Annotated in this window: 12 protein-coding genes and 4 pseudogenes; 12 read left to right on the forward strand and 4 right to left on the reverse strand. The window is 54.0% G+C overall.

All coding sequences use genetic code 11. The features are described from left to right. Position 1: 1 nt before the first annotated feature. From EOS98_RS06360 to shdA, 6 genes and pseudogenes are all read left to right on the forward strand, one after another. Positions 2–223, forward strand: a complete 222-nt coding sequence (locus tag EOS98_RS06360; RefSeq protein ID WP_000406469.1) for a zinc ribbon domain-containing protein — start codon at positions 2–4, stop codon at positions 221–223. Positions 224–568: 345 nt separating this feature from the next. Beyond that, on the forward strand, positions 569–2,761 hold the full coding sequence (sinH, locus tag EOS98_RS06365) for an intimin-like inverse autotransporter SinH (RefSeq protein WP_126523917.1): 2,193 nt from the start codon (positions 569–571) through the stop codon (positions 2,759–2,761). A 57-nt stretch (positions 2,762–2,818) separates the two neighbouring features. Then, complete coding sequence (locus tag EOS98_RS06370) at positions 2,819–3,787, forward strand: SinI family autotransporter-associated protein (protein WP_126523918.1); 969 nt, start codon at positions 2,819–2,821, stop codon at positions 3,785–3,787. Positions 3,788–3,906: 119 nt separating this feature from the next. Next, on the forward strand, positions 3,907–9,510 hold the full coding sequence (gene ratA, locus EOS98_RS06375) for a DUF823/DUF824 repeat adhesin RatA (RefSeq protein WP_127821152.1): 5,604 nt from the start codon (positions 3,907–3,909) through the stop codon (positions 9,508–9,510). A 158-nt stretch (positions 9,511–9,668) separates the two neighbouring features. After that, positions 9,669–9,887, forward strand: a pseudogene (locus tag EOS98_RS06380) (hypothetical protein); the annotation flags it as partial. A 658-nt stretch (positions 9,888–10,545) separates the two neighbouring features. After that, complete coding sequence (gene shdA, locus EOS98_RS06385; protein WP_126523920.1) at positions 10,546–16,827, forward strand: fibronectin-binding autotransporter adhesin ShdA; 6,282 nt, start codon at positions 10,546–10,548, stop codon at positions 16,825–16,827. Positions 16,828–16,988: 161 nt separating this feature from the next. Here shdA and xseA read toward each other — a convergent pair whose 3' ends face one another. Further along, positions 16,989–18,338 (reverse strand): exodeoxyribonuclease VII large subunit, encoded by a 1,350-nt coding sequence (xseA, locus tag EOS98_RS06390; RefSeq protein ID WP_126523921.1) that lies wholly within the window; start codon positions 18,336–18,338, stop codon positions 16,989–16,991. Positions 18,339–18,498: 160 nt separating this feature from the next. Between xseA and guaB the strand changes: the two genes are divergently transcribed. The 3 genes and pseudogenes from guaB to EOS98_RS06405 all read left to right on the forward strand — a co-directional run. Further along, complete coding sequence (gene guaB / locus EOS98_RS06395; RefSeq protein WP_000944174.1) at positions 18,499–19,965, forward strand: IMP dehydrogenase; 1,467 nt, start codon at positions 18,499–18,501, stop codon at positions 19,963–19,965. A gap of 69 nt (positions 19,966–20,034) precedes the next feature. Further along, positions 20,035–21,612: a glutamine-hydrolyzing GMP synthase gene (gene guaA / locus EOS98_RS06400; RefSeq protein ID WP_000138293.1), complete on the forward strand. Its 1,578-nt coding sequence runs from the start codon at positions 20,035–20,037 to the stop codon at positions 21,610–21,612. A gap of 135 nt (positions 21,613–21,747) precedes the next feature. Next, positions 21,748–22,067: pseudogene (locus tag EOS98_RS06405) on the forward strand (DDE-type integrase/transposase/recombinase); the annotation flags it as partial. 76 nt (positions 22,068–22,143) lie between these two features. Here the strand turns inward: EOS98_RS06405 and EOS98_RS06410 are convergent. Continuing rightward, positions 22,144–22,473 carry a DUF1493 family protein gene (locus tag EOS98_RS06410; RefSeq protein WP_023994424.1) on the reverse strand — a complete coding sequence of 110 codons (330 nt, stop codon included), beginning with the start codon at positions 22,471–22,473 and terminating at the stop codon, positions 22,144–22,146. After that, positions 22,458–22,679 (reverse strand): annotated as a pseudogene (locus tag EOS98_RS06415) (hypothetical protein); the annotation flags it as partial. The pseudogene EOS98_RS06415 and the gene EOS98_RS06410, both read right to left, overlap by 16 nt. Positions 22,680–22,946: 267 nt before the next feature. Here EOS98_RS06415 and EOS98_RS24795 point away from each other — a divergent pair. Beyond that, positions 22,947–23,090, forward strand: a pseudogene (locus tag EOS98_RS24795) (hypothetical protein); the annotation flags it as partial. 78 nt (positions 23,091–23,168) lie between these two features. Here EOS98_RS24795 and EOS98_RS06425 read toward each other — a convergent pair. Then, positions 23,169–23,360, reverse strand: a complete 192-nt coding sequence (locus tag EOS98_RS06425; protein WP_000075924.1) for a YfgG family protein — start codon at positions 23,358–23,360, stop codon at positions 23,169–23,171. Between the two features lie 178 nt (positions 23,361–23,538). Between EOS98_RS06425 and EOS98_RS06430 the strand changes: the two genes are divergently transcribed. Continuing rightward, a complete protein-coding gene (locus EOS98_RS06430; RefSeq protein ID WP_001540598.1) occupies positions 23,539–23,676 on the forward strand; it encodes a hypothetical protein in 138 nt (45 codons plus the stop codon). 96 nt (positions 23,677–23,772) lie between these two features. Beyond that, a complete protein-coding gene (locus EOS98_RS06435; protein ID WP_000773647.1) occupies positions 23,773–25,986 on the forward strand; it encodes a sensor domain-containing phosphodiesterase in 2,214 nt (737 codons plus the stop codon). The last annotated feature ends 18 nt before the right edge of the window (positions 25,987–26,004 follow it).

Consider the following 26,004-nt stretch of genomic DNA (forward strand, 5'->3'; position numbering starts at 1 on the left):
TATGGAAATAACCTGCCCCGTTTGCCATCACGCGCTGGAGCGCAATGGCGATACTGCGCATTGCGAGACATGCGCTAAAGATTTCTCGTTACAGGCAATGTGTCCTGACTGCCGCCAGCCGTTACAGGTTTTGAAAGCCTGCGGCGCAGTGGACTATTTTTGCCAGAACGGTCATGGTTTAATTTCAAAAAAACGGGTTAACTTCGTCATTTCCGATCAATAAAACCGCTGTCGACGTTGCGCCGCAGAGCAGAGGCGCCGACGTCTTATTCGGCTAAGGGCAAAAGCGTTATTCGATACTCCCGTAATATCAGCATAGTCTCCTGCCCGACGGCTATTTTATTCTTTTTATTGATTCAATTATTTATAGAGAATATTATTCCTAAAAATTAATATTAGAAATAAATAACAGCCTTCTTTTTATTTATTATATCAATATTATAAGTCTGTTTCATATTAAACTTTTCTTTTTAGGAATATATTTAGGTCTGTTAGTTATGATTCCATCTGAATCATCCATATAATATCTTTTCATCGAGGCGTGTTTATTTAACGACAGGGATATCATATGGTGCGAAGGATTCGCATTCTGGTTTTGCTATTAGTGTCTGGAGTATCGGTTGCGGCTTCCGGCGCAGATAACTCTGTATCTGCAAATGATGAAAGCCACTCCTCCTTGCCTGATTTAGCCAGCGAATCCGCCAAAAAAGAAGAACAGGAAAATAAAGGAAAGTCCTTTAAAGAACAGGGCGCTGACTACTTTATTAATTCCGCCACCCAGGGCTTTGATAATCTCACCCCGGAAGCGCTGGAATCCCAGGCGCGTAGCTATTTGCAAAACCAAATTACTTCCTCAGCACAGTCATATCTTGAAGGCGTAATGTCACCTTATGGCAAGATCCGTACCAGCCTCACCGTAGGCGAAGGCGGCGATCTGGATGGCAGTTCGCTGGATTATTTTATTCCCTGGTATGACAATCAGAGCACGCTTTTCTTTAGCCAGATTTCGGCTCAGCGTAAGGAAGACCGCACCATTGGTAACTTTGGGCTTGGCGTGCGCCAGAACGTCGGCAACTGGCTGCTTGGCGGCAACGCATTCTATGACTACGATTTTACGCGCGGTCACCGTCGATTAGGTCTGGGAACCGAAGCCTGGACAGATTACCTGAAATTCTCCGGCAACTATTACCATCCTCTTTCTGACTGGAAAGACTCCGAAGATTTCGACTTTTATGAAGAACGACCCGCGCGCGGCTGGGATATCCGCATGGAAAGCTGGCTGCCGTTTTATCCGCAGCTTGGCGCTAAATTAGTTTACGAACAGTACTACGGCGATGAAGTAGCGCTGTTTGGCACCGATAATCTGCAAAAAGATCCTCATGCCGTCACTTTGGGGCTGGAATATACGCCGGTACCGCTGGTCACGGTTGGTACGGATTACAAAGCCGGTACTGGCGATAGTAACGATTTTAGCGTTAACGCGACCGTGAACTACCAGATAGGCACGCCGCTGGCGGCGCAGCTCGATCCGGAAAACGTTAAAATCCAGCACTCCTTAATGGGCAGCCGCACCGATTTTGTCGATCGTAACAATTTCATCATTCTCGAATATCGCGAGAAAGATCCGCTGGACGTCACGTTGTGGCTGAAGGCTGACGCCACCAACGAACACCCGGAATGCGTGATTGAAGATACGCCTGAGGCCGCGGTGGGGCTGGAGAAATGTAAGTGGACGGTCAACGCGCTGATTAACCACCATTACAAAATTATTTCTGCTTCCTGGCAGGCGAAAAACAACGCCGCCCGTACGCTGGTGATGCCGGTAGTAAAAGCTAATGCGTTAACCGAAGGCAACAATAACAGCTGGAATCTGGTGCTTCCTGCCTGGGTTAATGCCGATACCGAAGAGCAGCGCATCGCCCTGAACACCTGGAAAGTACGCATGACGCTGGAAGACGAAAAGGGCAATAAGCAGAACTCCGGCGTGGTGGAAATCACCGTCCAGCAGGATCGCAAAATTGAGCTGATCGTCGACAACATTGCCGATACCGATCGCAGCGATCACAGCCATGAAGCCAGCGCGCTGGCCGATGGCGAAGACGGCGTGGTGATGGATCTCCTGATCACCGATTCCTTTGGCGACTCCACGGATCGCAATGGCAACGAACTGGTGGACGATGCCATGACGCCCGTGTTGTACGACAGCAATGATAAAAAAGTCACCCTGGCCCAGACGCCCTGCACCACGGAAACCCCCTGCGTGTTTATTGCCAGCCGTGATAAAGAAGCGGGGACGGTGACGCTTTCCAGCACCCTGCCGGGCACTTTCCGCTGGAAGGCGAAAGCAGACGCCTATGGCGACAGTAACTACGTTGATGTCACTTTTATCGGCGACGACCTGAGCGCGCTGAATGCGGTGATTTATCAGGTCAAAGCCGCCAACCCTGTCAACCTTATCGGCAAAGAAGATAAACACCCTACGGTCAATAATGCTTACCGTTTCCTGCTGTGGCGCGACAAGAATAAAGACAATGTTTTTCAGATGTCCGAGCAACTCACGGAAGAAGAGATGGCGCTGTACGACTACCAGTGGGAGTTTACCGGGCAGAGTACAAACGGACATACCGGCGCGCTGGCCAACACCATGAATGAAGATCTTGTCCTGCCAGTAACCAATAAAGAGGCGGCGCAGAAGTTTGCCTCCAATGAGGAAGATGGCGTTCAGGGTTACGGCATACGCGTTACGTATAGCCAGAAATAGCGTCAGCGTTATGGCTGACCAGCCAGCCGCTGAATTTGGAGAAAAAGGAGAGTCTGAATGCAAGCAACAGTAAAACGGCGGCTGACGAAGGTCGCTTTAGCATTAGTGGTTGCCGGATATTGCGCCGCGCCAGCGGTGGCGGCAAACGGTAATCTGAAATCGGGGCAGTGGCAGAGTGCCACTGAACAGACGGGCACCATTCAGGGTACGGTGCCGTGGATTACCCGTGCGGCGGATAAAACCGCGGATACCGACAAAGATCACGTAACGGTAACTATCGATCGCGGCGATCGTAAAATTGTGACCGAAGGCGATAAGCAGTTTCACGTTGGCGATAAGGTCACGGTGAACTGGGCGATTGGCGATACGGAAGGCGACCTGGATGCCGACAACGCCGCCACGAAACAGACGGTGCAGTGGATGAGATACAGCGACCAGAATGGTAGCAATCCCGAAGAGATTGGCACCGAAGGTAGCGATACCTATGAAATTCAGGCGGCTGACGCAGACCATTATATCGGTATCAAAATCACGCCAACCACCACCACCGGTGACCCTGCCGTGGCAACCGAACTGCTGTTGAAAGACCTGTCGACCGATGCGGGCGGTGGTGCGGATGGCGACGATATTCCGGAAGGTCCGGTGGTGGATGAAAACGTCCATGTTGTGATCTACGAGTCTGGCTCAACCACCAACCTGCTGGGTACCTCTACTCCGCTCAAAACCAACACAACTTATAAGGTTCTGTTGTGGAAAGATAAAGAGGGTGGTACGGCAGGTAAATACGATACCGGTGAAGAGGTTACCAGCCAGTATGACTACCGCTGGAAATTCATGGGGACCAGCGCAAAAGCAGGTACTGGTGCCGGCGGTATTGTCAACGAAAGCTGGAACGATAAAGACCTTGTCATCCCGCTTACCAACACCGAAGCGAAAGAGGCGTTCGAGGGTGCGGAAGGCGGCGTTACCGTGGGTAGCGACGGTGTCCAGGGCTTTGCTTTGTCCATCGACTACAAACGCAAATAAGTTGTCCTCAACATACCACTCCCTGCGGGGAGTGGTATTTTCCGCGCACTTTGCTTAGCCGCGCGCTAAGCAAAGTGGGTTGAATCACGACAGAGAATGAAAACGGGTAGCTATCGCTCATGGACGGGAATCGGCAAGTGAATAAAGTTGTACATTTCTTACTGACATTACTGGTCATGTTTGCAGCGTCGATCGCGCCTGCGCAGGCGCTATTGAAGGGCGGAACCTGGCAAGAGCTGAACTCAGTCACCGGCGCGGTTAACGGCACCGCGCCGCTGGCCGACGGCGCGATTATTCCCCTGTATCAGGGCAGTACGCTGCTTGACCCTACCAAAACCCACGATATTGAATTCAGCGCCATGCCGCGCGATTTTAGCGCGGATGCTGCCTCAACCTCGATGCAGGCGGTCAATTCCACCGATACCGAAGGCGATCTCTTTAGCGATCCGCCCACCATCGCCTGGGAAAACCGCCAGCCGCCCGCCATGGGTCTGGTATGGGCCGATGCCGCCACGCCCGATACGCCGCTCTCGCCGCAGCCGGTTCCGAACCTGACCTTTTGCGCCCAAAACCTCGCCGGGCGACAGCTGGTGGCCTGGGCGCAGGTGGAAGATGAAACCAACGTTCCCGCGCTGTGGCTCTTTACGAATACCGGGGTGCCGAATTATGCGACCATTCCGCTGTTAAGCCCGAAAGTGACGCTGAATATCAAACCAGCGGTGAGCGACCCTGTTTCTGTGAGCGGCGATCATGTCGATGCCAGTTTTGAAGCATCGAAAGTTAAGGTCGGAGAAAGTATTACTCTTACTGTCACCACCAAAGCGTGTGATGGCAAACCTGCGATCAATGCGCCGTTTGTGATCCGTCGCGAGGATGCAATAAATCGCCAGGGTGTGGTCAATAACGCTAACCCGGTGCGCGTTGGCAATACCGAGTTAACGACTGCGCAAACAGAATATCATGGTGTAACGGACGGGCAGGGCAACGCCACGGTGGTGGTAACGCAAGAGAACGGTCCGGGGGTAAAAACGCGACTTATCGTCTCTTCGCAAAACTATCCCACGCTGACCGACAATGTCGACGTCATTTTCACCACTATCACCAGTCCGGACAGCGATAAGGCCAATATGTACGGCCACATGATAGAGAGCGCTACCGCGACGCTGAACGGTATAACCTACACCTTCACCCGCCCGAAACTGCTGGCGGAAGCGAGCGGCGCGGATAGCCGCGTCGACGATACCAACGAAACCTGGGCGCAGTTTACCTGGAGCGGCGCCGATAACCACTGCAACATTCTGCCGGATGCCGAACAACTGGTGGCGTTCAGGCATGAGCACAGCACACTGGCGACGTACACCGGCTGGCCGGCGACGGACGATGCCGAATACTGGTCGTCGACCAAAGATCAGATGAGCGACTACCACGCTGCCGTACATATGAACAGCGCATCGGTCGTCAGGGCCGCCAACAGCGACACGCTGCTGGTCAGCTGCGTGGATAAAGCCCAGCCTGCGGCGCACCCGCAGATTACCATTTCTCCGGTGGGGCCGTATAAAGCGCAGGTGGGGGACGAGATCAATCTGACGATGACCGTAGTCGACCGGGACACGCAAAAACCGCTGCCTTACCGTTATATGGAGCTGTTTATCGATCCGGCGACAAACCGCAAAGGGGGGCATCAGGACGCGTGGGATAACCAGCGGGTCACCGTCGATTCCGAAGGCATGAGAGCCTCGTCGCCGGAGCACTATACCGGCGTGACTGACGTTAACGGCCAGGCGCATCTGACGTTAAAACACGACAGCGGTATGGGGGTCGAAACGCCTATCCGCATCGTGATGCCGGACGACGAAGGCGGCAACGTCGAGCTGCCCTTTAGCGTGATTTTCACCGTGGTCACCAGCCCGGACGTGGACGGCGCCAACATGTGGGGCCATATGCGCGGCGTGGTAGATGCGGGCAACCTGTACAAACGTCCGCTGCTGGCGGTGGAGGCCAGCCATAAAGACGGCCAGTTCGACGAAAACAACGAACAGTGGGCGACATTTAACTCCGTGGCATCGGCCACCGCGCAGTGCGGTGTCGGCCAGGTGCCGGATCAGTCGTCGCTGGCGCATTTGTACAGCGAACATGCGGGCGGGCAGATGGAAAGCGAACACGGCTGGCCGACCGAAGATTATTACATCGCCGCCGACAGCGACGCCTCCGGGACGGTACACGTCAACCTCGAAAACGGCGATAGCGGCAAATTTACCGATATGCCGAACTACCTGACCTGCTCGGCCAATGAAATGGTGGCGGTGCTGGACGTCTATTTCAACGACGACCCGGCGACCAAAAATGCCGATATGACCGCCAAAGTGGGTGAACAGATTAAGCTCAACATCCATTCGCGCAACGCTCTTAACGGCATGGCGATCGCCAATACCGACTTCACCGTCACCATGGCAAACGGCAGGCGGCGCGACGGGCTGACGACCGGTTTTACCGATACCAGCAACGGCGAGATGCAGTTTGACGGCGTCGGCTACGTTGCCGGACAGGTTTATCAGGGGATCACCGACGCCAACGGCGATGCGACCATTATCCTCACCCAGGATAAGGGCGTGGGGCTGCTGACGCAGTTAAGCATCGTGCCCGTCGATTCATACATCAATACGCCGGTTTCCCGCAGCGTGAAGTTTACCGTCGCCACCAGCCCGGATACGGCAAAAGCCAAAATGTGGGGCCATATGGCCGACACAATTACCGTGGGTGACTGGACCTTTGAGCGGCCCAAACTGGCGGGTGAAGTGAGCAACCCGCTGCGTACCCAGGACGAGAGCAATGAGACCTGGACGCGTGTGGCCCACACCGACGCGGCGAGCAACCCGGATGCGGGCGGCTGCGCGGCGAACCGCCTGCCGCGCATCGACCAGCTTGAGGCGCTGTACAACGCCAACAGTGGCGGCAAAATTAACGGCATTCAGGGCTGGCCAGTCTATCTTAACTACTGGTCGTCCACCTACCAGAGCGCCACCACCTGGAAACTGATCGCGCTGGCGAACGGCAGTGAATTTGCCAACAGCAACGTCTCGATTTACGCCAGCTGCCTGGCCAGCGACAACCCGGTACCAGCCGCCATCACCATTGAACCGGTCGATCCATCGCTGTGGTACGACGGCAGCGACGTGCATGCAGTCAAAGTGAAAAAGGGCGATACCCTACAGCTCAAGGTGACGGTGAAGGACGCCAGCGGCAACCCGATCCCGGAAGCGCCATTTGTGCTCACCCGCGGCGACGGTTACGATCGCCGGGGCGAAAAGTATACCGCTCAGGACGGCGACGATATGCAAGGCATCGTGACGCCCGTGGTGATCGACGGCGAATCGCTGGCCTGGACCACCACTAAAATGGGGTCGCAGACCGGCCCTGACGGCACCCGCATTATTAGTGTTACCCGCCCGGACACCCACGGCACCCGCACCGCGATTAACGCGACGCTGTATGAAAATGCCGCCGTGAGCGCCAGCATTGACACCATCTTTACCGTCGTCACCAGCCCGGATGTCAGCGTCGCCCGCATGTGGGGGCATATGGCGCCATCGCTGACGGCGGCAGATGGCGCGGTGTACCAGCGCCCGCTGCTGTTCGCTGAGCTGGCCAGTACGGACAATACTACGTCTAAGCAAGAAACCAACGAAACCTGGGCGGTTTTTCATGGGCCAGCCAGTGAAGGGGCAAATCCGGCCCGTTGCGCGGCGGGCTATTACCCTGCCGTTGAGGCGCTGGATTCGCTCTACAGCAAATACCCGAGCCGAACGATAAATACCGCCCAGGGCTGGCCGGTCTACTATTCTTACTGGAGCGGATCGAACTCGACGTCATTTTCCAGTGGGGCAAAACTTGACTTCTACTACGTTGTCGATCTGGCTGATGGTTCGCGTCGGTCAGAAAACAGCTCGCCCAGCACTGCCTGGCAGTACCAAATTTGCGCCACGACGCCGATGCCGCAGGCCACGCAGATCACCCTCACCTCCCCGCAGGCGATGGATGACGCTATTCAGGCGGTGAAGGCGAAAAACAGCGAGTCGATCCCGCTGCTCATCACCACTACCGATGCGATGGGCAATCCTGTGCCTTATACGGCTTTTTCGCTTAAACGCGACGCCGGGAAGGCGCGCAACACTGACTATAATAAATTTGTAGCCACTAACGGCACCAACATGACGGTGACGCCGCTCGCCGGTGCGCAGCAACAGTTTTACTATGCCACATCGGCTCTGACCGGCACCACCGGCGCGGACGGTACGCTGACTCTGACACTTGCCGAACCCGGCGGCATAGGGTTGAAAAACCTGCTGACCGCGAGTCTGAACGATACGCCGACGGCGACCTCATCGCTGCCGGTGGTGTTCACCGTCCTCACCAGCCCGGACAGCGACAAGGCCAACATGTACGGCCATATGCCAGAGACCTTCACCGCCAGCAACGGTGCGGAGTTTAAGCGCCCGCTGGTGGTAGGCGAGCCCTCATCGGAGGCGCACACGGATACCTATTTCGAAACCAATGAATACTGGATCATGGTGAATAATTTTAATACCGGTAATTACGGTGGGTGCCCGATGAACCAGATGGCTGCGATAGATGATTTCACGGCGCTGTACAACGATCACCCAGGCGGCAAGGTGGCGACCGATATTGGATTGCCCGTCGGGAAGCGGTGGTGGGCTGGCGATAGCCTGCTGAAAGGCTCAACCCTTTACTGGCAGTATAAAGATCTCAAGACGGGGAAAAACTACAGCATGTCGGAAAACCCGGGTAACTACTACTTACAACTCTGCCTGACAACATCGCGCAGCGGGCTGAATATCGCGCTCTCTTCCGACGCATGGAACGCCGATAAATCAGCGGCCGTGGCGAAAAAAGGCGAAACGATACCGATGACGGTAACGGTGACTAACGACGACGGGCAGCCGCAGGCCGGGGTGGCCGTACTGTTGACGCGTGGATACGCTTATTCGCGCGGTGCGGTGGATAAGCAATACATTGATCCCGGCGTGATTGGCGAGCCGGTTCCGTTTACAACTTCGCCAGCGAATATGATGCTGACGCCGGTTGCACCTGCGGGTACGGCAGTGGTGTTTAATAACCAGAATGGCCTCAGCACAAAATGGTCTGGCTTCACTGGCGATGACGGTAAGTTGCGGTTTACGTTAACTCAGGATAAATCGTCGGGGTTAAAAACGTCTGTCACGGCGGCGCTTGCGAATCAATTTGATGAGGCGGCGAGCGTGGATGCAATCTTTACGGTACAAACCAGCCCGGATACGCCGTATGCGTCATACTGGGGTCATATGCCGGATACCGTGCAGGTGAACGGCGTTACGCTGCGCCGCCCGTATCTGAAAGCCGAGCTCTCTGCCATGCCCCAGTATACCTGGCTGATGACTAACGAATACTGGGCGTCGAACTATTATTATCAGTCCGAGCACGTTGAAACATCGCTGACACATCTTTGCGGATCGCAGGAAAATATGGCCTCGCTGGATGATCTGAAAGCGTTGCAGAGCGTTATCGGCACGTTGCAATGGCCGACGACATCGTCCTGGGATTATGTGTCGCAAGATGAAGGCCAAAGCAATAAGTACTACTGTTCATTTAACGAAACGACCGGCCAGACAACCTGTACTCGTGAAAAATCGACGACCTCGGGCTTAGGCTCGTGCCGGGTGCCGTAGTGAATGGGGCCGGGAGCGCCTTTGAATGTTGGGTGACGCTTCGCGTCGCCCAACCTGGGTATCCCTTGCGGCTGGCGTTGTTCCGATAGCGATGTATTTTTACGTTTTTGTATTCATGGAATGAACTGCAACGAAATGGACTTTTCTCAGGTGCGTCAGTGAAAGCGAAAAAGTGTGTCGGTTTTTTACCCTGGTTGCTGCTATGCGCCCTCAGTTTAACGCCTTTCTTCGCCCAGGCCGTGCGAAGCAGCGGCGCATGGCAGGAACTCACTGAGCAAACTGCGGCTATTAACGGCACTCCCCCTCAGGCCGATAGTGTAACGATCCCGGTATATCAGGGCAGCGTTCAGTTGCGCTCTGATGCGGCGAATCCTGTAGCTCGTTAGGCTGGCCGACGCAGGGCTATCCCTGTTTATCTAAATCAACCTCGAGCGGCGGCATGTATTGCGGCGTGGATGAGAATACCAGGCAACAAAACTGCGCCATTAAGCCGGCAAGCACAGCAGGTTATGCGACGTGTGTGGAGTAACGTATTACGCGTCTGGCGCTACCTATATACTCTAAATAATTCGAGTTGCAGGAAGGCGGCAAGCGAGCGAATCCCCGGGAGCTTACTAAAGTAAGTGACTGGGGTGAGGGAACGCAGCCGCAGCACATGCAACTTGAAGTATGACGAGTATATTTAAAATAACGCCAGGTGTCGCATGATAATTACACCTTTTTACCTCACGCATCTATTTATCTCAATATATGAAATCATTAAATGATATTCACAATATAAATATATATAAAAGGGATGGATGTATTTATATCAATTATAAATAAATCAAAAAGTGACCTGATATTGAAATAGGCCTTGAAATTGGTTAATAATTTGGCTTTGATAATATATTGTTACAGGTGATTGCAATCATTCATAAAACCATATTTTTGTCATTTATTATTTATCTCATTTATATACACCATTTAAAAGCTATTTACAGCCAATCAAAATCCAGTTTGCTTCGTGAACGTTATTAAAAGGAAATTTAAAAATTGAACAGGACCTACAGTATTGTCTGGAGCGCCGTGCGAAATATGTATGTCGTGGCTTCAGAACTGGCGCGAGGCCATAGCAAAGTTAAAGCGCAAGTATGCGCGAGTGAAACCCATTCCCCAAACCAAAAGTCCGAATATGGACAAATAATAAAAGCAACGCGCGCGGCGCTGGCTTGCGCCGTGGCTGCGGCGCTCGGATTTTTCAGCCCGTTGGCCATGGCCGATAATCAGGCATCATATGCTGATGCGCAGACCCACGTTCTGGATGATTCAACGCCGCCGATGACCTATTCAGGAGTTGAGGATGGCGCGGCACTCTATGTCTCGGGTGTTGCCACCGTCGGCTGGCAATCCACCACGGTCAAAGGGACGGGACTCGTCATTGAAACAAGCGGAGGCGGAGCCGATGATCCGAATGGCGGTAAGTACGTTTCCAATGCCATTTCGCTGGATCATTATGCGATCCTTGAGCTTACCGACGCGCAGATAACCACTACGGGCATTTATACTCAGGGTATTACCGCAGCGGATGGCAGCACACTGATGTTAACGGACAGCACGCTGAAGATTGGCGGCAATTACGGCGTAATGACGCTGTATACGGGTTCAGAAGCAACGCTGGACGGCATCATCGTTGAGGCAGTTAACAGCAGTAGCGCGCAGGTGCAACAAGGCAGTACGCTGAACGTGCAGGACGGTAGCACAATCACCCTGGCGCAAGGCCAGATAAACGTTGTTGCCGGTACCTCTGCGACAGATGCGGGTTCCACCCTGAACCTGTCTGATAGCTCGGTCAGCTCTACAGGTACGAAGGACACCATTCAGGGCAGCAATAAGGCCGATCTTAATCTCACCAACGCGACCATAACGCATACCAACGCCAGCGGCGCGGCGGTGCGGGCCAATAACGCCACCACCCTGGATATTTCAGGCGGCAACATTACCTCTGCCGGTACGGGCGTGTACATTGTGGCGTCGGACGCCAGGATCAACGGCGCCACCATCAACGCCGACGGTGTGGCGGTGCAGGCCAATAACGCCACTACCCTGGATATTTCAGGCGGCAACATTACCTCTGCCGGTACGGGCGTGTATATTCTGGCGTCGGACGCCAATATCGACGGCGCCACCATCAACGCCGACGGCGACGGTATCTTTATCACCAGTAAAAAGAGAAGCACCTCGTATGAGGATCTCAACGCGCTCACGGTCAGCGACGCAAACGTCACCTCAAAAACTGTCGCACTGAACGTTGATGGTAGCACGACCATTAACGACCCCATTAAGCTCACCAACAGCACCTTTACGGCGCCGACCGCGATCAAACTAGGCAGCAAAGCGACTATTCAGGCCGAAAAAACGATGCTGACCGGCAACATTGTCCAGACTGACATGTCATCGTCATCGCTCTCTTTAAGCCAGGAGTCCACGTTAACCGGTCGTGTAGATGCGATGTTTACTACGCTGTCGCTCGACGACACCAGCCAGTGGAACATGACCGACCCGTCAACCGTCGGCAACCTGACCAACGACGGCGGCATTACGCTGGGCAACGCGAGCGGTTCGACAGGTACGCTGCTGACGGTGGATAATACCCTGACCTTGCAGGACGGCAGCCAGATAAACGCGACGCTGGATACCGCCAACAGCTCGCCAATTATCAAAGCCGCCAACGTCACGCTGGACGGGACGCTGAACCTTAGCTCAACGGCCACCTTTGTCGCGCCCGAAACTGACGAACACTTTGGATCGGTCACGCTGATTGATTCGCAAACTGCGATCACTACCGATTTTGACAGCGTAACGCTGGATGCCGACACCTCTGCTATGCCGGATTACCTTACGATCAACGCGGGCGTTGATGCGAATGATAATACCAACTACGAGTTGTCTACGGGCTTGAGTTGGTACGCGGGCGCAAATTCTGCGCGCGCTGCGCATGGCACTTTTACCGTTGATGCAGACAGTACCTTTACCGTCACCAGCGAACTGGACGAAACCACGGCTAACTCCAACTGGGATGGCAGCAAGCTAACCAAACAAGGCGACGGCACGCTGATCCTCAGCAACACCGGCAACGACTACGGCGACACCGTCATTGACGGCGGTATTCTGGCCGCCAAAGACGCCGCCTCGCTCGGCACTGGCGATGTGACGATTGCAGAAAGCGCAACGCTTGCGCTGAGCCAGGGCACGCTGGATAACAACGTGACCGGCGGGGGCCAAATTGTCAAAAGCGGTAGCGATGAGCTGATCGTGACCGGCGCTAATGACTATAGCGGCGGCACCACTATTTCCGGCGGTGCGCTGACGGCTGACCATGCGGATTCGCTGGGCAGCGGCGATATCGACAACAGCGGCGTGCTTAAGGTGGGCGAGGGCGAGCTGGAAAATACGCTTTTCGGCAGCGGCTCGCTGGTGAAAACCGGCACAGGCGAGCTGACGTTAAACGGCGATAACGATTACTCCGGCGGCACCACCATTGACGACGGTGTGCTGATTGCTGACAATGCGGATTCACTGGGGACCGGAGCTGTTGCCAACAACGGCGTGCTTCAGGTCGGCGAGGGCGAGCTGAAAAATACGCTTTCCGGCACCGGTTCGCTGGTGAAAATCGGCACGGGCGAGCTGACGTTAAACGGCGATAACACTTACTCCGGCGGCACCACCATTACCGGCGGCACGCTGACGGCTGACCATGCGGATTCGCTGGGCAGCGGCGATATCGACAACAGCGGCGTGCTTAAGGTTGGCGAGGGCGAGCTGAAAAATACGCTTTTCGGTAGCGGCTCGCTGGTGAAAACCGGTACGGGCGAGCTGACGTTAAGCGGCGACAACACTTACTCCGGCGGCACCACCATTACCGGCGGTACGCTGATTGCCGCCAGCGTCAACGCGCTGGGCAGCGGCGATATCGACAACAGCGGCGTGCTTAAGGTTGGCGAGGGCGAGCTGAAAAATACGCTTTTCGGCAGCGGCTCGCTGGTGAAAACCGGTACGGGCGTGCTGACGTTAAGCGGCGACAACACTTACTCCGGCGGCACCACTATTTCCGACGGCACGCTGATTGCTGACCATGCGGATTCGCTGGGCACTGGCGCTATTGCCAACAGCGGCGTGCTTCAGGTCGGCGAAGGCGAGCTGGAAAACACCCTTTCCGGCGCTGGTTCGCTGGTCAAAACCGGTACCGGCGAGCTGATGTTAGGCGGCGATAACACTTACTCCGGCGGCACCACCATTACCGGCGGTACGCTGATTGCCGCCAACGTCAACGCGCTGGGCAGCGGCAATATCGACAACAGCGGTACGCTGATACTGGATGCCAACGGCGCATTTGAGCTTGCGAACATCACCACCCATACCGACGCCACTACCGCGCTGGTAGCGGGCAGCACCCTTGACGCGGGCCAGCTCACTCAGGAAAACGGCAGTACGCTAAGTATTGACCTCGGCGCGGCCACCGACGACGCCGTGATTACCGCCGACAGCGTCACGCTGGGCGGCACTCTGAATGTTACCGGCATCGGCAGCGTTACAGACAGCTGGACGCCCGAGGCATACACCTACACGCTGATTGACAGCGACAGCGCCATTACGAGTGATTTCGACAATCTGACCGTCGCGGGAATGAATAGAGAAGATGTTGACTTCCTGACTATCGACGGAAAAGTCGATGAAACGGACAACACCCACTATGATCTGACGGCCTCCCTCTCCTGGTATGCGGACAGAGACAACGCCACTACCGACGCCCACGGCACCTTTACCCTGAGCGACCCTGACGGCAGCTTTAACGTTGCGGCTACACTGACAGACGTTGATGACACGCTGGATCCGGGTAGCAGATGGGACGGTAAATCGCTGACCAAAGAAGGCGCAGGCACGCTGATCCTCTCCGGCGACAACGACTACAGCGGCGGCACCACCATCAATGAAGGTACGCTGGTCGCCGCCAGTACGACGGCGCTGGGCACCGGTCTGGTAGACAATAACGCCACGCTGGTGCTGGACGTAGACGGCGAAGTTAGCGCGGTGGGCGGCATCACCACTCATAGCGGCGCGACGACCCAACTGGCGCTCGGCACCTCGTTGGATCTCGGTGACAGCGCGTTAATTCAGCAAGATGGCAGTACGCTGAACGTTGAGCTGAATAGTGACTCAGTGCAACCGCTGATCACCGGCGGCAGCGCCACGCTTGGCGGCGATTTGGTCGTCAGCGACGCCAGCCTGCAAGCGCGCGCCTCCGACGCGGAGTTCCAGTCCTTTAAACTGATGGATATGGACAGCGATATCAGCGGCGACTTTACCAGCCTGACGATGAACCTCACCGACCAGCCGGACTATCTGACCGTAACCGGGACAATCAATCCTGCAGATGCGTCAGAATATTTGCTTACCGAAGGGCTGAGCTGGAATGCGACCGCCACGTCAGCGACGCCAGCACACGGCACGTTTACCCTGGGCGCAGGCGACAGTTTTGAAGTCACCAGCGTACTGGGCGATAAAACCGGCAACGGCGACTGGGACGGTAAATCGCTGACCAAACTGGGCGCGGGTAAACTGACGCTGAGCGGCGCGAATACCTATAGCGGCGATACTAACGTACAGGAAGGCACGCTATGGCTGTCCGGAGACGGCTCGATTGGCGAGATGGGCAGCCAGCAGGCGGTGAACGTCGCTTCCGGGGCGACCTTCGGCGGCAGCAATGGTACGACCGTTAACGGTAAGGTGACCAACGAAGGGACGCTGGTCTTTGGCGACAGCGAGGAAACAGGCGCCATCTTCACCCTCAATGGCGATCTGATCAACATGGGGACAATAACCAGCGGTAGCAGCTCCAGCACGCCTGGCAATACGCTTTATGTCGATGGCAATTACACTGGCAACGGCGGCTCGCTTTACCTGAATACCGTCCTGGGTGACGATGATTCGGCGACCGATAAGTTAGTCATTACCGGCGATGCCTCCGGCACCACCGATCTGTACATCAACGGCATCGGCGATGGAGCACAGACCACTAACGGTATCGAAGTGGTGGACGTTGGCGGCGTATCGACCAGCGATGCGTTTGAGCTAAAAAATGAGGTTAACGCCGGTCTGTATACCTACCGTCTGTACTGGAATGAAAGTGACAACGACTGGTATCTGGCGTCAAAAGCACAGTCTGATGATGACGACAGCGGCGGTGATGACACGCCTTCGGATGGCGGTGACGATGGCGGTAATGTCACGCCTCCGGACGACGGCGGCGATGGCGGTAATGTCACGCCTCCGGACGACGGCGGCGACGGCGGCGATGTCACGCCTCCGGACGATGGCGGCGATGTCGCACCGCAGTACCGTGCGGATATCGGCGCGTACATGGGCAACCAGTGGATGGCGCGCAACCTGCAAATGCAGACCCTCTATGACCGCGAGGGCAGCCAGTATCGTAATGCCGATGGCAGCGTATGGGCGCGCTTCAAAGCGGGTAAAGCGGAATCCGAGGCTGTCAGCGGCAATATCGATATGGACAGCAACTACTCCCAGTTCCAGTTAGGCGGCGACATTCTGGCCTGGGGTAACGGCCAGCAGAGCGTTACCGTTGGCGTCATGGCGAGCTACATCAACGCCGATACCGACAGCACCGGTAACCGTGGCGCAGACGGTAGCCAGTTCACCAGTAGCGGCAACGTAGACGGCTATAACCTTGGCGTCTATGCCACCTGGTTTGCTGATGCCCAAACGCATAGCGGCGCGTATGTCGACAGCTGGTACCAATATGGTTTCTACAACAACAGCGTAGAGAGCGGTGATGCGGGTTCTGAATCTTACGATTCAACCGCTAACGCTGTCTCGCTGGAAACCGGTTATCGCTACGATATTGCGCTTAGCAACGGCAATACTGTCAGTCTGACGCCGCAGGCGCAGGTTGTCTGGCAGAATTACTCAGCAGATAGCGTGAAGGATAACTACGGCACCCGGATCGATGGTCAGGATGGCGACAGTTGGACAACGCGTCTGGGTCTGCGTGTTGACGGCAAGCTGTACAAAGGCAGCCGTACGGTTATCCAGCCGTTTGCTGAAGCTAACTGGCTGCACACCAGCGATGATGTGTCGGTATCGTTTGATGATGCCACGGTAAAACAGGATCTTCCGGCTAACCGTGCGGAGCTGAAAGTGGGTCTGCAGGCAGATATCGATAAGCAGTGGAGCGTTCGCGCTCAGGTTGCCGGGCAGACTGGCAGCAATGATTTTGGCGATCTGAACGGTAGCCTCAATCTGCGCTATAACTGGTAAGTTAGACAAAACCGGGCGGGTGTTCCCTGCCCGGTTTTGAGGCGAATGACAAACCGGTTGATCGTCGAATTGTGGTTACACCTTATCCGACGTGGCGTGTAGGTTGGGTGAGGCGAAGTCGAAACCCAACATCGCGCTGCAAAGGGTGGGGGAGTGTTGGATTACGTGCCCGGCGTGACGGATTTGACTTCACTTTCAAGCCAGCCGTCCTCCAGTCGCGTAGTCATAATATCGCCTGCTTTGACCTGTTTGATCTTTTTCAGCACCTTGCCGTTCGTTGTCGTCGAAACCGTATAGCCGCGCGCCAGCGTGGCTAACGGGCTGACCGCCTCCAGATGCGTGACCGCGTTGCCGAAACGCTCGCGCTGTTCGCTTAACCGTGAGCGGATATTCTCCGTCAGACGATATTCCAGCTGTTGGATGCGCGACTGCGCGCGGTGAATGCGCGGCTGCGGATTTTGCTGGCTCAGGCGTTGACTTACGCGCTGTTGGCGCTGAGTGGCCTGCTTAATCCTGGCCTCAAGCGCAAATCCCATCCGTTGGCGTAAACGTTCCAGGGCGGTTTGCTGACGGGCCAGACGCAGCTGCGGATGTTGCTGTTGCAGACGGTGAAAAATCTGCGTGAAACGGCGGCTGCGGTTGGCGAGGTAGTAGTCCATCGCCATGCCCAGACGCTGCTGCGCGGATTGAATCTGGCGCAACAACTCCTGCTGGTTGCGGCTGACAATTTCTGCCGCTGCTGATGGCGTAGGCGCGCGCAGGTCGGCGACAAAATCAGCTATCGTGACGTCGGTTTCGTGGCCGACGGCGCTGACTACCGGAATGCGGCTGGCAAAAATCGCCCGCGCCACGCGTTCGTCGTTAAAACTCCACAAATCTTCCAGCGAACCGCCGCCGCGTCCGACGATCAGTACATCACATTCGCCGCGCGCGTTCGCCAGTTCGATAGCATGAACGATCTGCCCCGGCGCGTCGTCGCCCTGGACTGCGGTTGGATAGATAATAACGGGCAGGGATGGGTCACGACGCTTTAGCACGTGGAGAATATCGTGCAGCGCCGCGCCGGTTTTCGAGGTGATCACCCCCACGCAGTGGGCCGGGGAGGGCAACGGTTGTTTATGCTGCTGATCGAACAAGCCTTCGGCCTGCAGTTTGGCTTTTAGCTGCTCATATTTCTGCTGCAACAAGCCTTCGCCCGCGGGCTGCATACTTTCGGCGATGATTTGATAATCGCCGCGCGGCTCGTACAGCGTAATATTGGCGCGTACCAGCACCTGCTGCCCGTGCTGCGGGCGGAACGTCACCCGGCGGTTGCTGTTACGGAACATCGCACAGCGCACCTGAGCGGTATCGTCTTTGAGCGTAAAGTACCAGTGGCCCGACGCAGGCTGCGTGAAATTAGAAATCTCGCCGCTGATCCATACCTGTCCCATCTCCTGTTCTAACAGCAGACGAACCGTCTGGTTAAGGCGGCTTACGGTAAAAATTGAGGAAGTTTGAGAGGATAACATGTGAGCGGGATCAAATTCTAAATCAGCAGGTTATTCAATCGATAGTAACCTGCTCACGGGGGATCGCAAGCACTATTTGCAAAAAAATGTAGATGCAACCGATTACGTTCTGTATAATGCCGCGGCAATATTTATTAACCTCCCAGGTGAGATATTGCCCATGCTACGTATCGCTAAAGAAGCCCTGACGTTTGACGACGTCCTCCTTGTTCCCGCTCACTCCACCGTTTTGCCGAATACTGCCGATCTCAGCACGCAGTTGACGAAAACTATTCGTCTGAATATTCCTATGCTTTCTGCGGCGATGGACACCGTGACGGAAGCGCGCCTGGCAATTGCCCTGGCCCAGGAAGGCGGCATTGGTTTTATCCACAAAAACATGTCCATTGAGCGCCAGGCGGAAGAAGTTCGCCGCGTGAAGAAACACGAGTCCGGCGTAGTGACCGACCCGCAGACCGTCCTGCCAACCACCACGTTGCATGAAGTGAAAGCCCTGACCGAGCGTAACGGTTTTGCGGGCTATCCGGTGGTGACTGAAGATAACGAGCTGGTGGGTATCATCACCGGTCGTGACGTGCGTTTTGTGACTGACCTGAACCAGCCGGTAAGTGTCTACATGACGCCGAAAGAGCGTCTGGTGACCGTTCGTGAAGGCGAAGCCCGTGAAGTCGTGCTGGCAAAAATGCACGAAAAACGCGTAGAAAAAGCGCTGGTCGTTGATGATAACTTCCATCTGCTTGGCATGATTACCGTAAAAGATTTCCAGAAAGCGGAACGTAAACCAAACTCCTGTAAAGATGAGCAGGGCCGTTTACGTGTCGGCGCGGCGGTCGGCGCAGGCGCGGGCAACGAAGAGCGCGTTGACGCGCTGGTGGCGGCAGGCGTTGACGTACTGCTGATCGACTCTTCTCACGGTCATTCGGAAGGTGTTCTGCAACGTATCCGTGAAACCCGTGCTAAATATCCTGACCTGCAAATCATCGGCGGCAACGTCGCCACTGGCGCAGGCGCTCGCGCACTGGCGGAAGCCGGTTGCAGCGCGGTGAAAGTGGGTATCGGCCCTGGCTCTATCTGTACCACCCGTATCGTGACTGGTGTGGGCGTTCCGCAAATCACCGCTGTTTCCGACGCGGTGGAAGCGCTGGAAGGCACCGGGATTCCGGTTATCGCTGACGGCGGTATCCGTTTCTCCGGCGACATTGCCAAAGCCATCGCCGCAGGCGCGAGCGCGGTGATGGTGGGTTCTATGCTGGCCGGTACCGAAGAATCCCCGGGCGAAATCGAACTCTACCAGGGCCGTTCGTACAAATCTTACCGCGGCATGGGCTCGCTGGGCGCGATGTCCAAAGGTTCCTCCGACCGTTACTTCCAGAGCGACAACGCCGCCGACAAACTGGTGCCGGAAGGTATCGAAGGCCGCGTAGCCTATAAAGGTCGCCTGAAAGAGATCATTCACCAGCAGATGGGCGGCCTGCGCTCCTGTATGGGGCTGACCGGTTGTGCTACCATCGACGAACTGCGTACTAAAGCGGAGTTTGTGCGTATCAGCGGTGCGGGTATCCAGGAAAGCCACGTTCACGACGTGACCATCACCAAAGAGTCCCCGAACTACCGTCTGGGCTCCTGATTTTCTTCGCCCGACCTTCGCGTCGGGCGATTTATTTAATCTGTTTCACTTGCCTCGGAATAAGCGTCAATGACGGAAAACATTCATAAGCATCGCATCCTCATTCTGGACTTCGGTTCTCAGTACACTCAACTGGTTGCGCGCCGCGTGCGTGAGCTGGGTGTTTACTGCGAACTGTGGGCGTGGGATGTGACAGAAGCACAAATTCGTGACTTCAACCCAAGCGGCATTATTCTTTCCGGCGGCCCGGAAAGCACCACCGAAGAAAACAGCCCGCGCGCGCCGCAGTATGTCTTTGAAGCAGGCGTGCCGGTATTTGGCGTCTGCTACGGGATGCAGACCATGGCGATGCAGCTTGGCGGTCATGTAGAAGGTTCTAATGAGCGTGAATTTGGTTACGCGCAGGTCGAAGTATTGACCGACAGCGCGCTGGTTCGCGGTATTGAAGATTCCCTGACCGCAGACGGCAAACCGCTGCTGGACGTGTGGATGAGCCACGGCGATAAAGTGACGGCGATTCCGTCCGACTTCGTGACAGTCGCCAGCACCGAGAGCTGTCCGTTCGCCATTATGGCCAATGAAGAAAAACGCTTCTACGGTGTACAGTTCCACCCGGAAGTGACTCACACCCGCCAGGGTATGCGCATGCTGGAGCGTTTTGTACGCGATATCTGCCAGTGTGAAGCCCTGTGGACGCCGGCGAAAATTATCGACGACGCCGTGGCGCGCATTCGCGAGCAGGTAGGCGACGATAAAGTGATCCTCGGTCTCTCCGGCGGCGTGGATTCTTCCGTCACCGCGATGCTGCTGCACCGCGCGATCGGTAAAAATCTGACCTGTGTATTCGTCGACAACGGCCTGCTGCGTCTCAACGAAGCCGAGCAGGTGATGGACATGTTTGGCGACCATTTTGGTCTGAACATTGTTCACGTACCGGCGGAAGATCGTTTCCTGTCAGCGCTGGCTGGCGAAAACGATCCAGAAGCCAAGCGTAAGATCATTGGCCGTGTTTTTGTGGAAGTGTTCGACGAAGAAGCGCTGAAACTGGAAGACGTGAAATGGCTGGCGCAGGGCACCATCTACCCTGACGTTATCGAATCTGCGGCGTCTGCAACCGGTAAAGCGCACGTCATCAAATCTCACCACAATGTCGGCGGCCTGCCGAAAGAGATGAAGATGGGGCTGGTTGAACCGCTGAAAGAGCTGTTCAAAGACGAAGTGCGTAAGATTGGTCTGGAGCTGGGCCTGCCGTACGACATGCTGTACCGTCATCCGTTCCCGGGGCCGGGCCTCGGCGTACGCGTACTGGGCGAAGTGAAGAAAGAGTACTGTGACCTGCTGCGCCGCGCGGACGCTATCTTCATTGAAGAGCTGCGTAAGGCGGATCTGTACGACAAAGTCAGCCAGGCGTTCACCGTCTTCCTGCCGGTCCGTTCCGTTGGCGTCATGGGCGATGGTCGTAAGTACGATTGGGTGGTCTCCCTGCGTGCCGTCGAAACCATCGACTTTATGACCGCACACTGGGCGCACCTGCCGTATGACTTCCTCGGTCGTGTTTCCAACCGCATCATCAATGAAGTCAACGGGATTTCCCGTGTGGTGTATGACATCAGCGGTAAACCGCCGGCTACCATTGAGTGGGAATAAGCCGATAATCCTTCCTGTGTTTTCATGAGCAGGTAAAAGTGAATTTAACCCTCTGTTTTTGCAGAGGGTTTTTGTTTATGTGCATAGATGAGTTTTCTGTGTAGCGCACAGCTCCTGACGGCAAATTTGACGTAATTACGAACCCACGAAGGTTGGCTGTATCTTGCCGTGGTCGTTGATTTGTTCTCGCGCAAAGTTATCGGCTGGTCAATGCAACCACGAATGACAAAAGATATTGTCCTGAATGCGCTTCTGATGGCCGTGTGGCGACGTCATCCCAAAAACAGGTGCTGGTTCATTCTGATCAGGATAGTCAGTACACCCGCTATGAATGGCTGAAATCGCACGGACTGGAGGGCAGTATGAGCCGTCGTGGCAACTGTCATGACAATGCGGTTGCAGAAAGCTTTTTCCAGCTACTGAAGCGTGAACGGATAAAGAAAAAGATCTACCAACGACTCAGAAGTGCCCAGGTTATCCGTGGCGATTCAGCCCAAATAAGGGGTATTTAAAATATAATAACTTTATTCTTCAACTATATAACCAACGTCCAGCTTTAGCACTTTCAACGAGCATACCAACCGTTAGTGGCTTACGCGGATCAGGCTCTTTACTTCCAAAGTACTCTGGATTCAGATAGTTGAGTATGTCAAATCCTTCTGGATCTACATTCCAACGCTTGAAGTACTCTTGTAGAAGTTCTTCACTATCTTCAAAAACGAGTTTAAGATCATCCCTAATACTGGTATCAAGCGTGATGGTTCGCTTTGGCCCACAGAGAAAGTACTTTTTAGTGTTATATTCCTGATCGATAAAATCGATAATTTCTTTCTTAATATCTCTCATTAGAAGTACGTCCACTGAATGCGATCTTTAGGAACCGCCACACGATTAAATGTATCTTTAATATCACGCTGGATATCATAAATCGTAGTGAATGTCATAACCCAACCGAGCCAGGGTACATTACGACCAACGAAACGACCTAAATTATTCGTTGAGCTTAGCTGTAATGAGTTGATGGTTTTGCCTGTCAACGTTGGTAATCTGATCCCAGGTGGCTCTTTACAAAACAAATTCTGACGTATAGGACTGGTCACCTTATTCTCCTCCCACGATGGTTATCTTCCTGATTTCGCATTGACTCTGGCGGATAGGTCGGAGCCGCAGGTGACCTTTGAGTATACGTTTACGGTAAAGCACTGCATCGACACAATAGCGGGTTTCCTGAAGTGCGTTGAGGTTGAGCCGCATCCGCCTATCGCAGAGATACTTACACAGTTTGAGAGTACCGTACGCCAGTGCCCGCTGGGATGCCAGATTTGCCCTGAACTTGTGCCAGCTACCGGGAGTTTAACCACGCTGAAGGCTATCGGGTTTTGTATTCGGTCGAGGGAATCTTAGTAACCGCGCATGTGATCTTATCACCCAGGCAGGATATCCCGCGGTTGCTCTTTAAGCGTCTGATCATGGCCTGAACCCATTGAGTGGGATTGTCTTTTTGCGTTAACGCTAAAGCTTCTTTTTCTTGCGCGGGCTTTTTAACGGATAACAGCTTAACGTTGTCCCGGCGTGGTGACAGAAAGCGATGATTGTTGCGCTTCTTTTTTATCCTGATGGTGCTGCCAGGCGCCGATAGAAGAGTAGACGAAACGTCCAAAGAAGAAGAGAAAACTGATAAGCAGTACGATACGGGTCATGCGAGTGTTAAATCGATGTCGTTTTCGCATACTGTTGGCCTGACTCACAAAGGGTTCCTTAACGTTGGCCCAGCGGTATGGGCGGGATCAGGCTGGGTTCTTCAAGGGTATTATCAAGGCGAAGAACGTAACAAGCCTGCGTTCACTCTACATTAAGGCATACTGCGAACCGATGGTCAATTCCTCTTAATGTAAAATTGCGTCAGTTGATTTATCTTATATTGTTATGGAAGATAATTTTAGTATTTACATTAATAATAAATTAATGATAACAAAGAATAAAAAGGCGAATAAAGGCTGCAGGAGAAAGGTAATAATTGACTTAAATCAAATGTTACTTTTGTTTAATAATTACAATCGATGACTATCGTGTGATGTATATCGCATCATCAATTTAAAGTCAGGTGGGATGCCTGTCTGTTAACGCCCCTTTGGGATTGGGGGGTTCTGCTGAGCATCTATGAAACTAAATAAAACTTATATAAATATCAGAGATAAATGGTGGGGACTACCGCTCATCCTTCCTTCGATTTTACTACCTGTTTTAAGTAGCGCAAATACTTATGCGCTTACCAGCACTGGAAATGTGGTTCTTTTTTACCTGCCGTTAGCTTTTATGCTTAGCCTGATGCTCTTTTTCGGCTGGGCAGCACTGCCGGGCATTGTGCTTGCTATCTTCTGGCGCAGATACCCGCAGACAGGGCTGTATGAAACCCTTTCTGTGACGATGCACTTTATCATTACTATCGTGCTAAGCTGGGGCGGCTATCGTGTCTTTTCCCCCCGGCGAAACAATGTTTCCCACGGCGACGCCCACCTGTTGTTTCAACGAATATTCTGGCAGGTATTTTGTTCTGCAACATTATTTCTGGTCATCTACCAGTTTGCCGCTTTTGTTGGCATGTACGAAAGCAAAGCCAGCCTGATGGGGGTAATGCCCTTTAATATCAACACGCTGATTAATTACCAGGCGTTACTGGTCGGTAACCTTGTCGGCGTGCCATTGTGCTATTTTATTATTCGTACTCTCCGCAATCCGCTGCACCTACGGGGGTATTATCAGCAATTAAAGCTACAGATTGATAGCAAGGCCACTAAAAAAGAGATCGTTATTTGGCTGGCCGTATTGACTACACTAATGTTTATACTGTGTATGCCATTGACTGATAATAGTTCAATATTTAGTACCAACTATACGCTTTCGTTATTATTGCCGGTCATGCTGTGGGGCGCGATGCGCTATGGCTATAAGTTTATTTCAATTATCTGGGCCGTCGTGTTAATTACGTCGATTCATTATTATCAGCGTTATATGCCCTGGTATTCAGGTTATGATACGCAATTAGCGATTACCTCTTCGAGCTATCTGGTTTTTTCTTTTATTGTTAATTATATGTCTGTACTGGCCACGCGTCAGCGCGTAGTGAGTGGTCGCGCACGGCGGCTGGCCTATCTTGACCCGGTTGTACATCTTCCCAATTTACGTGCGTTAAACCGCGCGCTCCAAAATGCGCCCTGGTCTACGATCTGTTTTTTACACGTGCCGGGCCTGGAGCTATTGGGTAAAAATTATGGCGTCATGCTACGCATCCAGTATAAGCAAAAGCTCTCTCACTGGATTACGCCGATGCTGGCCTCAAATGAGTGCGTCTACCAGATGTCAGGGCACGACCTGGTGCTGCGTCTTAATACAGAGGCGCATCAGCAGCGTATTGAAGCGCTGGATAAACATATTAAGCAGTTTCGGTTTATCTGGGATGGACTGCCGCTACAACCGCCTGTCGGCGTGAGCTACTGCTGCGTGCGTTCTCCGGTTAGCCACCTTTATCTTCTGCTGGGCGAATTAAGCACCAGTTCCGATCTTTCGTTGACGACTAACGCGCCGGAGGATTTACAGCGGCGCGGCGCAATGCACCTGCAGCGCGATTTGAAGGGCAGAATTGCGATGATGAATCGGCTGCAACAGGCGTTGGAGCACGATCATTTTTTCCTGATGGCGCAGCCTATTTTCGGCGTTCGTGGGGACGTTTACCATGAAATTTTACTGCGACTCAGGGATGACAACGGCGACGTTATCAACCCGGACAATTTTTTACCCGTGGCGCATGAGTTTGGTTTGTCTTCCGCTATCGATCTCTGGGTGATTGAAAACACGCTGCGGTTTATGGCGGCCAGCCGGGAATATATGCCCGCGCATCGTTTTGCCATTAATCTGTCGCCAACATCGGTATGCCGCGCTCGTTTCCCTGCAGAAGTTAAGCAGTTGCTTACGCAATATCAGGTTGAACCCTGGCAACTGGTTTTTGAGGTAACGGAAAGCAACTCTCTCACCAATGCTGAGCAGGCGCAGTTGACGCTGGGACAGCTACAGCAGTTTGGCTGTCAGATAGCGATTGATGATTTCGGTACTGGCTACGCCAGCTATGCGCGGCTGAAAAACGTTGACGCCGATATTCTTAAAATTGATGGCAGTTTTATTCGCAATATAGTGTCAAACAGTCTCGATTATCAGATTGTGGCTTCTATTTGTCATTTAGCGCGAATGAAAAATATGCAGGTCGTCGCGGAGTATGTCGAGAGCGAAGAAATACGAAGCGTCGTGCTCTCGTTGGGGATCGACTATCTTCAGGGATATTTAATTGGCGAGCCGCAGCTATTATCTGAGATTCAGTAAAGACAGACGCCGCGGCGC

This window comes from Salmonella sp. SSDFZ69 (assembly GCF_004010755.1).
GTDB lineage: Bacteria > Pseudomonadota > Gammaproteobacteria > Enterobacterales > Enterobacteriaceae > Salmonella > Salmonella enterica.

Excerpts from the sequence above, each read along its gene's own strand:
- EOS98_RS06360 (WP_000406469.1), top strand. The coding sequence starts at position 2 with ATGGAAATAACCTGCCCCGTTTGCCATCACGCGCTGGAGCGCAATGGC.
- sinH (WP_126523917.1), top strand. The coding sequence starts at position 569 with ATGGTGCGAAGGATTCGCATTCTGGTTTTGCTATTAGTGTCTGGAGTA.
- EOS98_RS06370 (WP_126523918.1), top strand. The coding sequence starts at position 2,819 with ATGCAAGCAACAGTAAAACGGCGGCTGACGAAGGTCGCTTTAGCATTA.
- ratA (WP_127821152.1), top strand. The coding sequence starts at position 3,907 with ATGGACGGGAATCGGCAAGTGAATAAAGTTGTACATTTCTTACTGACA.
- xseA (WP_126523921.1), bottom strand. The coding sequence starts at position 18,338 with ATGTTATCCTCTCAAACTTCCTCAATTTTTACCGTAAGCCGCCTTAAC.
- guaB (WP_000944174.1), top strand. The coding sequence starts at position 18,499 with ATGCTACGTATCGCTAAAGAAGCCCTGACGTTTGACGACGTCCTCCTT.
- guaA (WP_000138293.1), top strand. The coding sequence starts at position 20,035 with ATGACGGAAAACATTCATAAGCATCGCATCCTCATTCTGGACTTCGGT.
- EOS98_RS06430 (WP_001540598.1), top strand. The coding sequence starts at position 23,539 with ATGGAAGATAATTTTAGTATTTACATTAATAATAAATTAATGATAACA.
- EOS98_RS06435 (WP_000773647.1), top strand. The coding sequence starts at position 23,773 with ATGAAACTAAATAAAACTTATATAAATATCAGAGATAAATGGTGGGGA.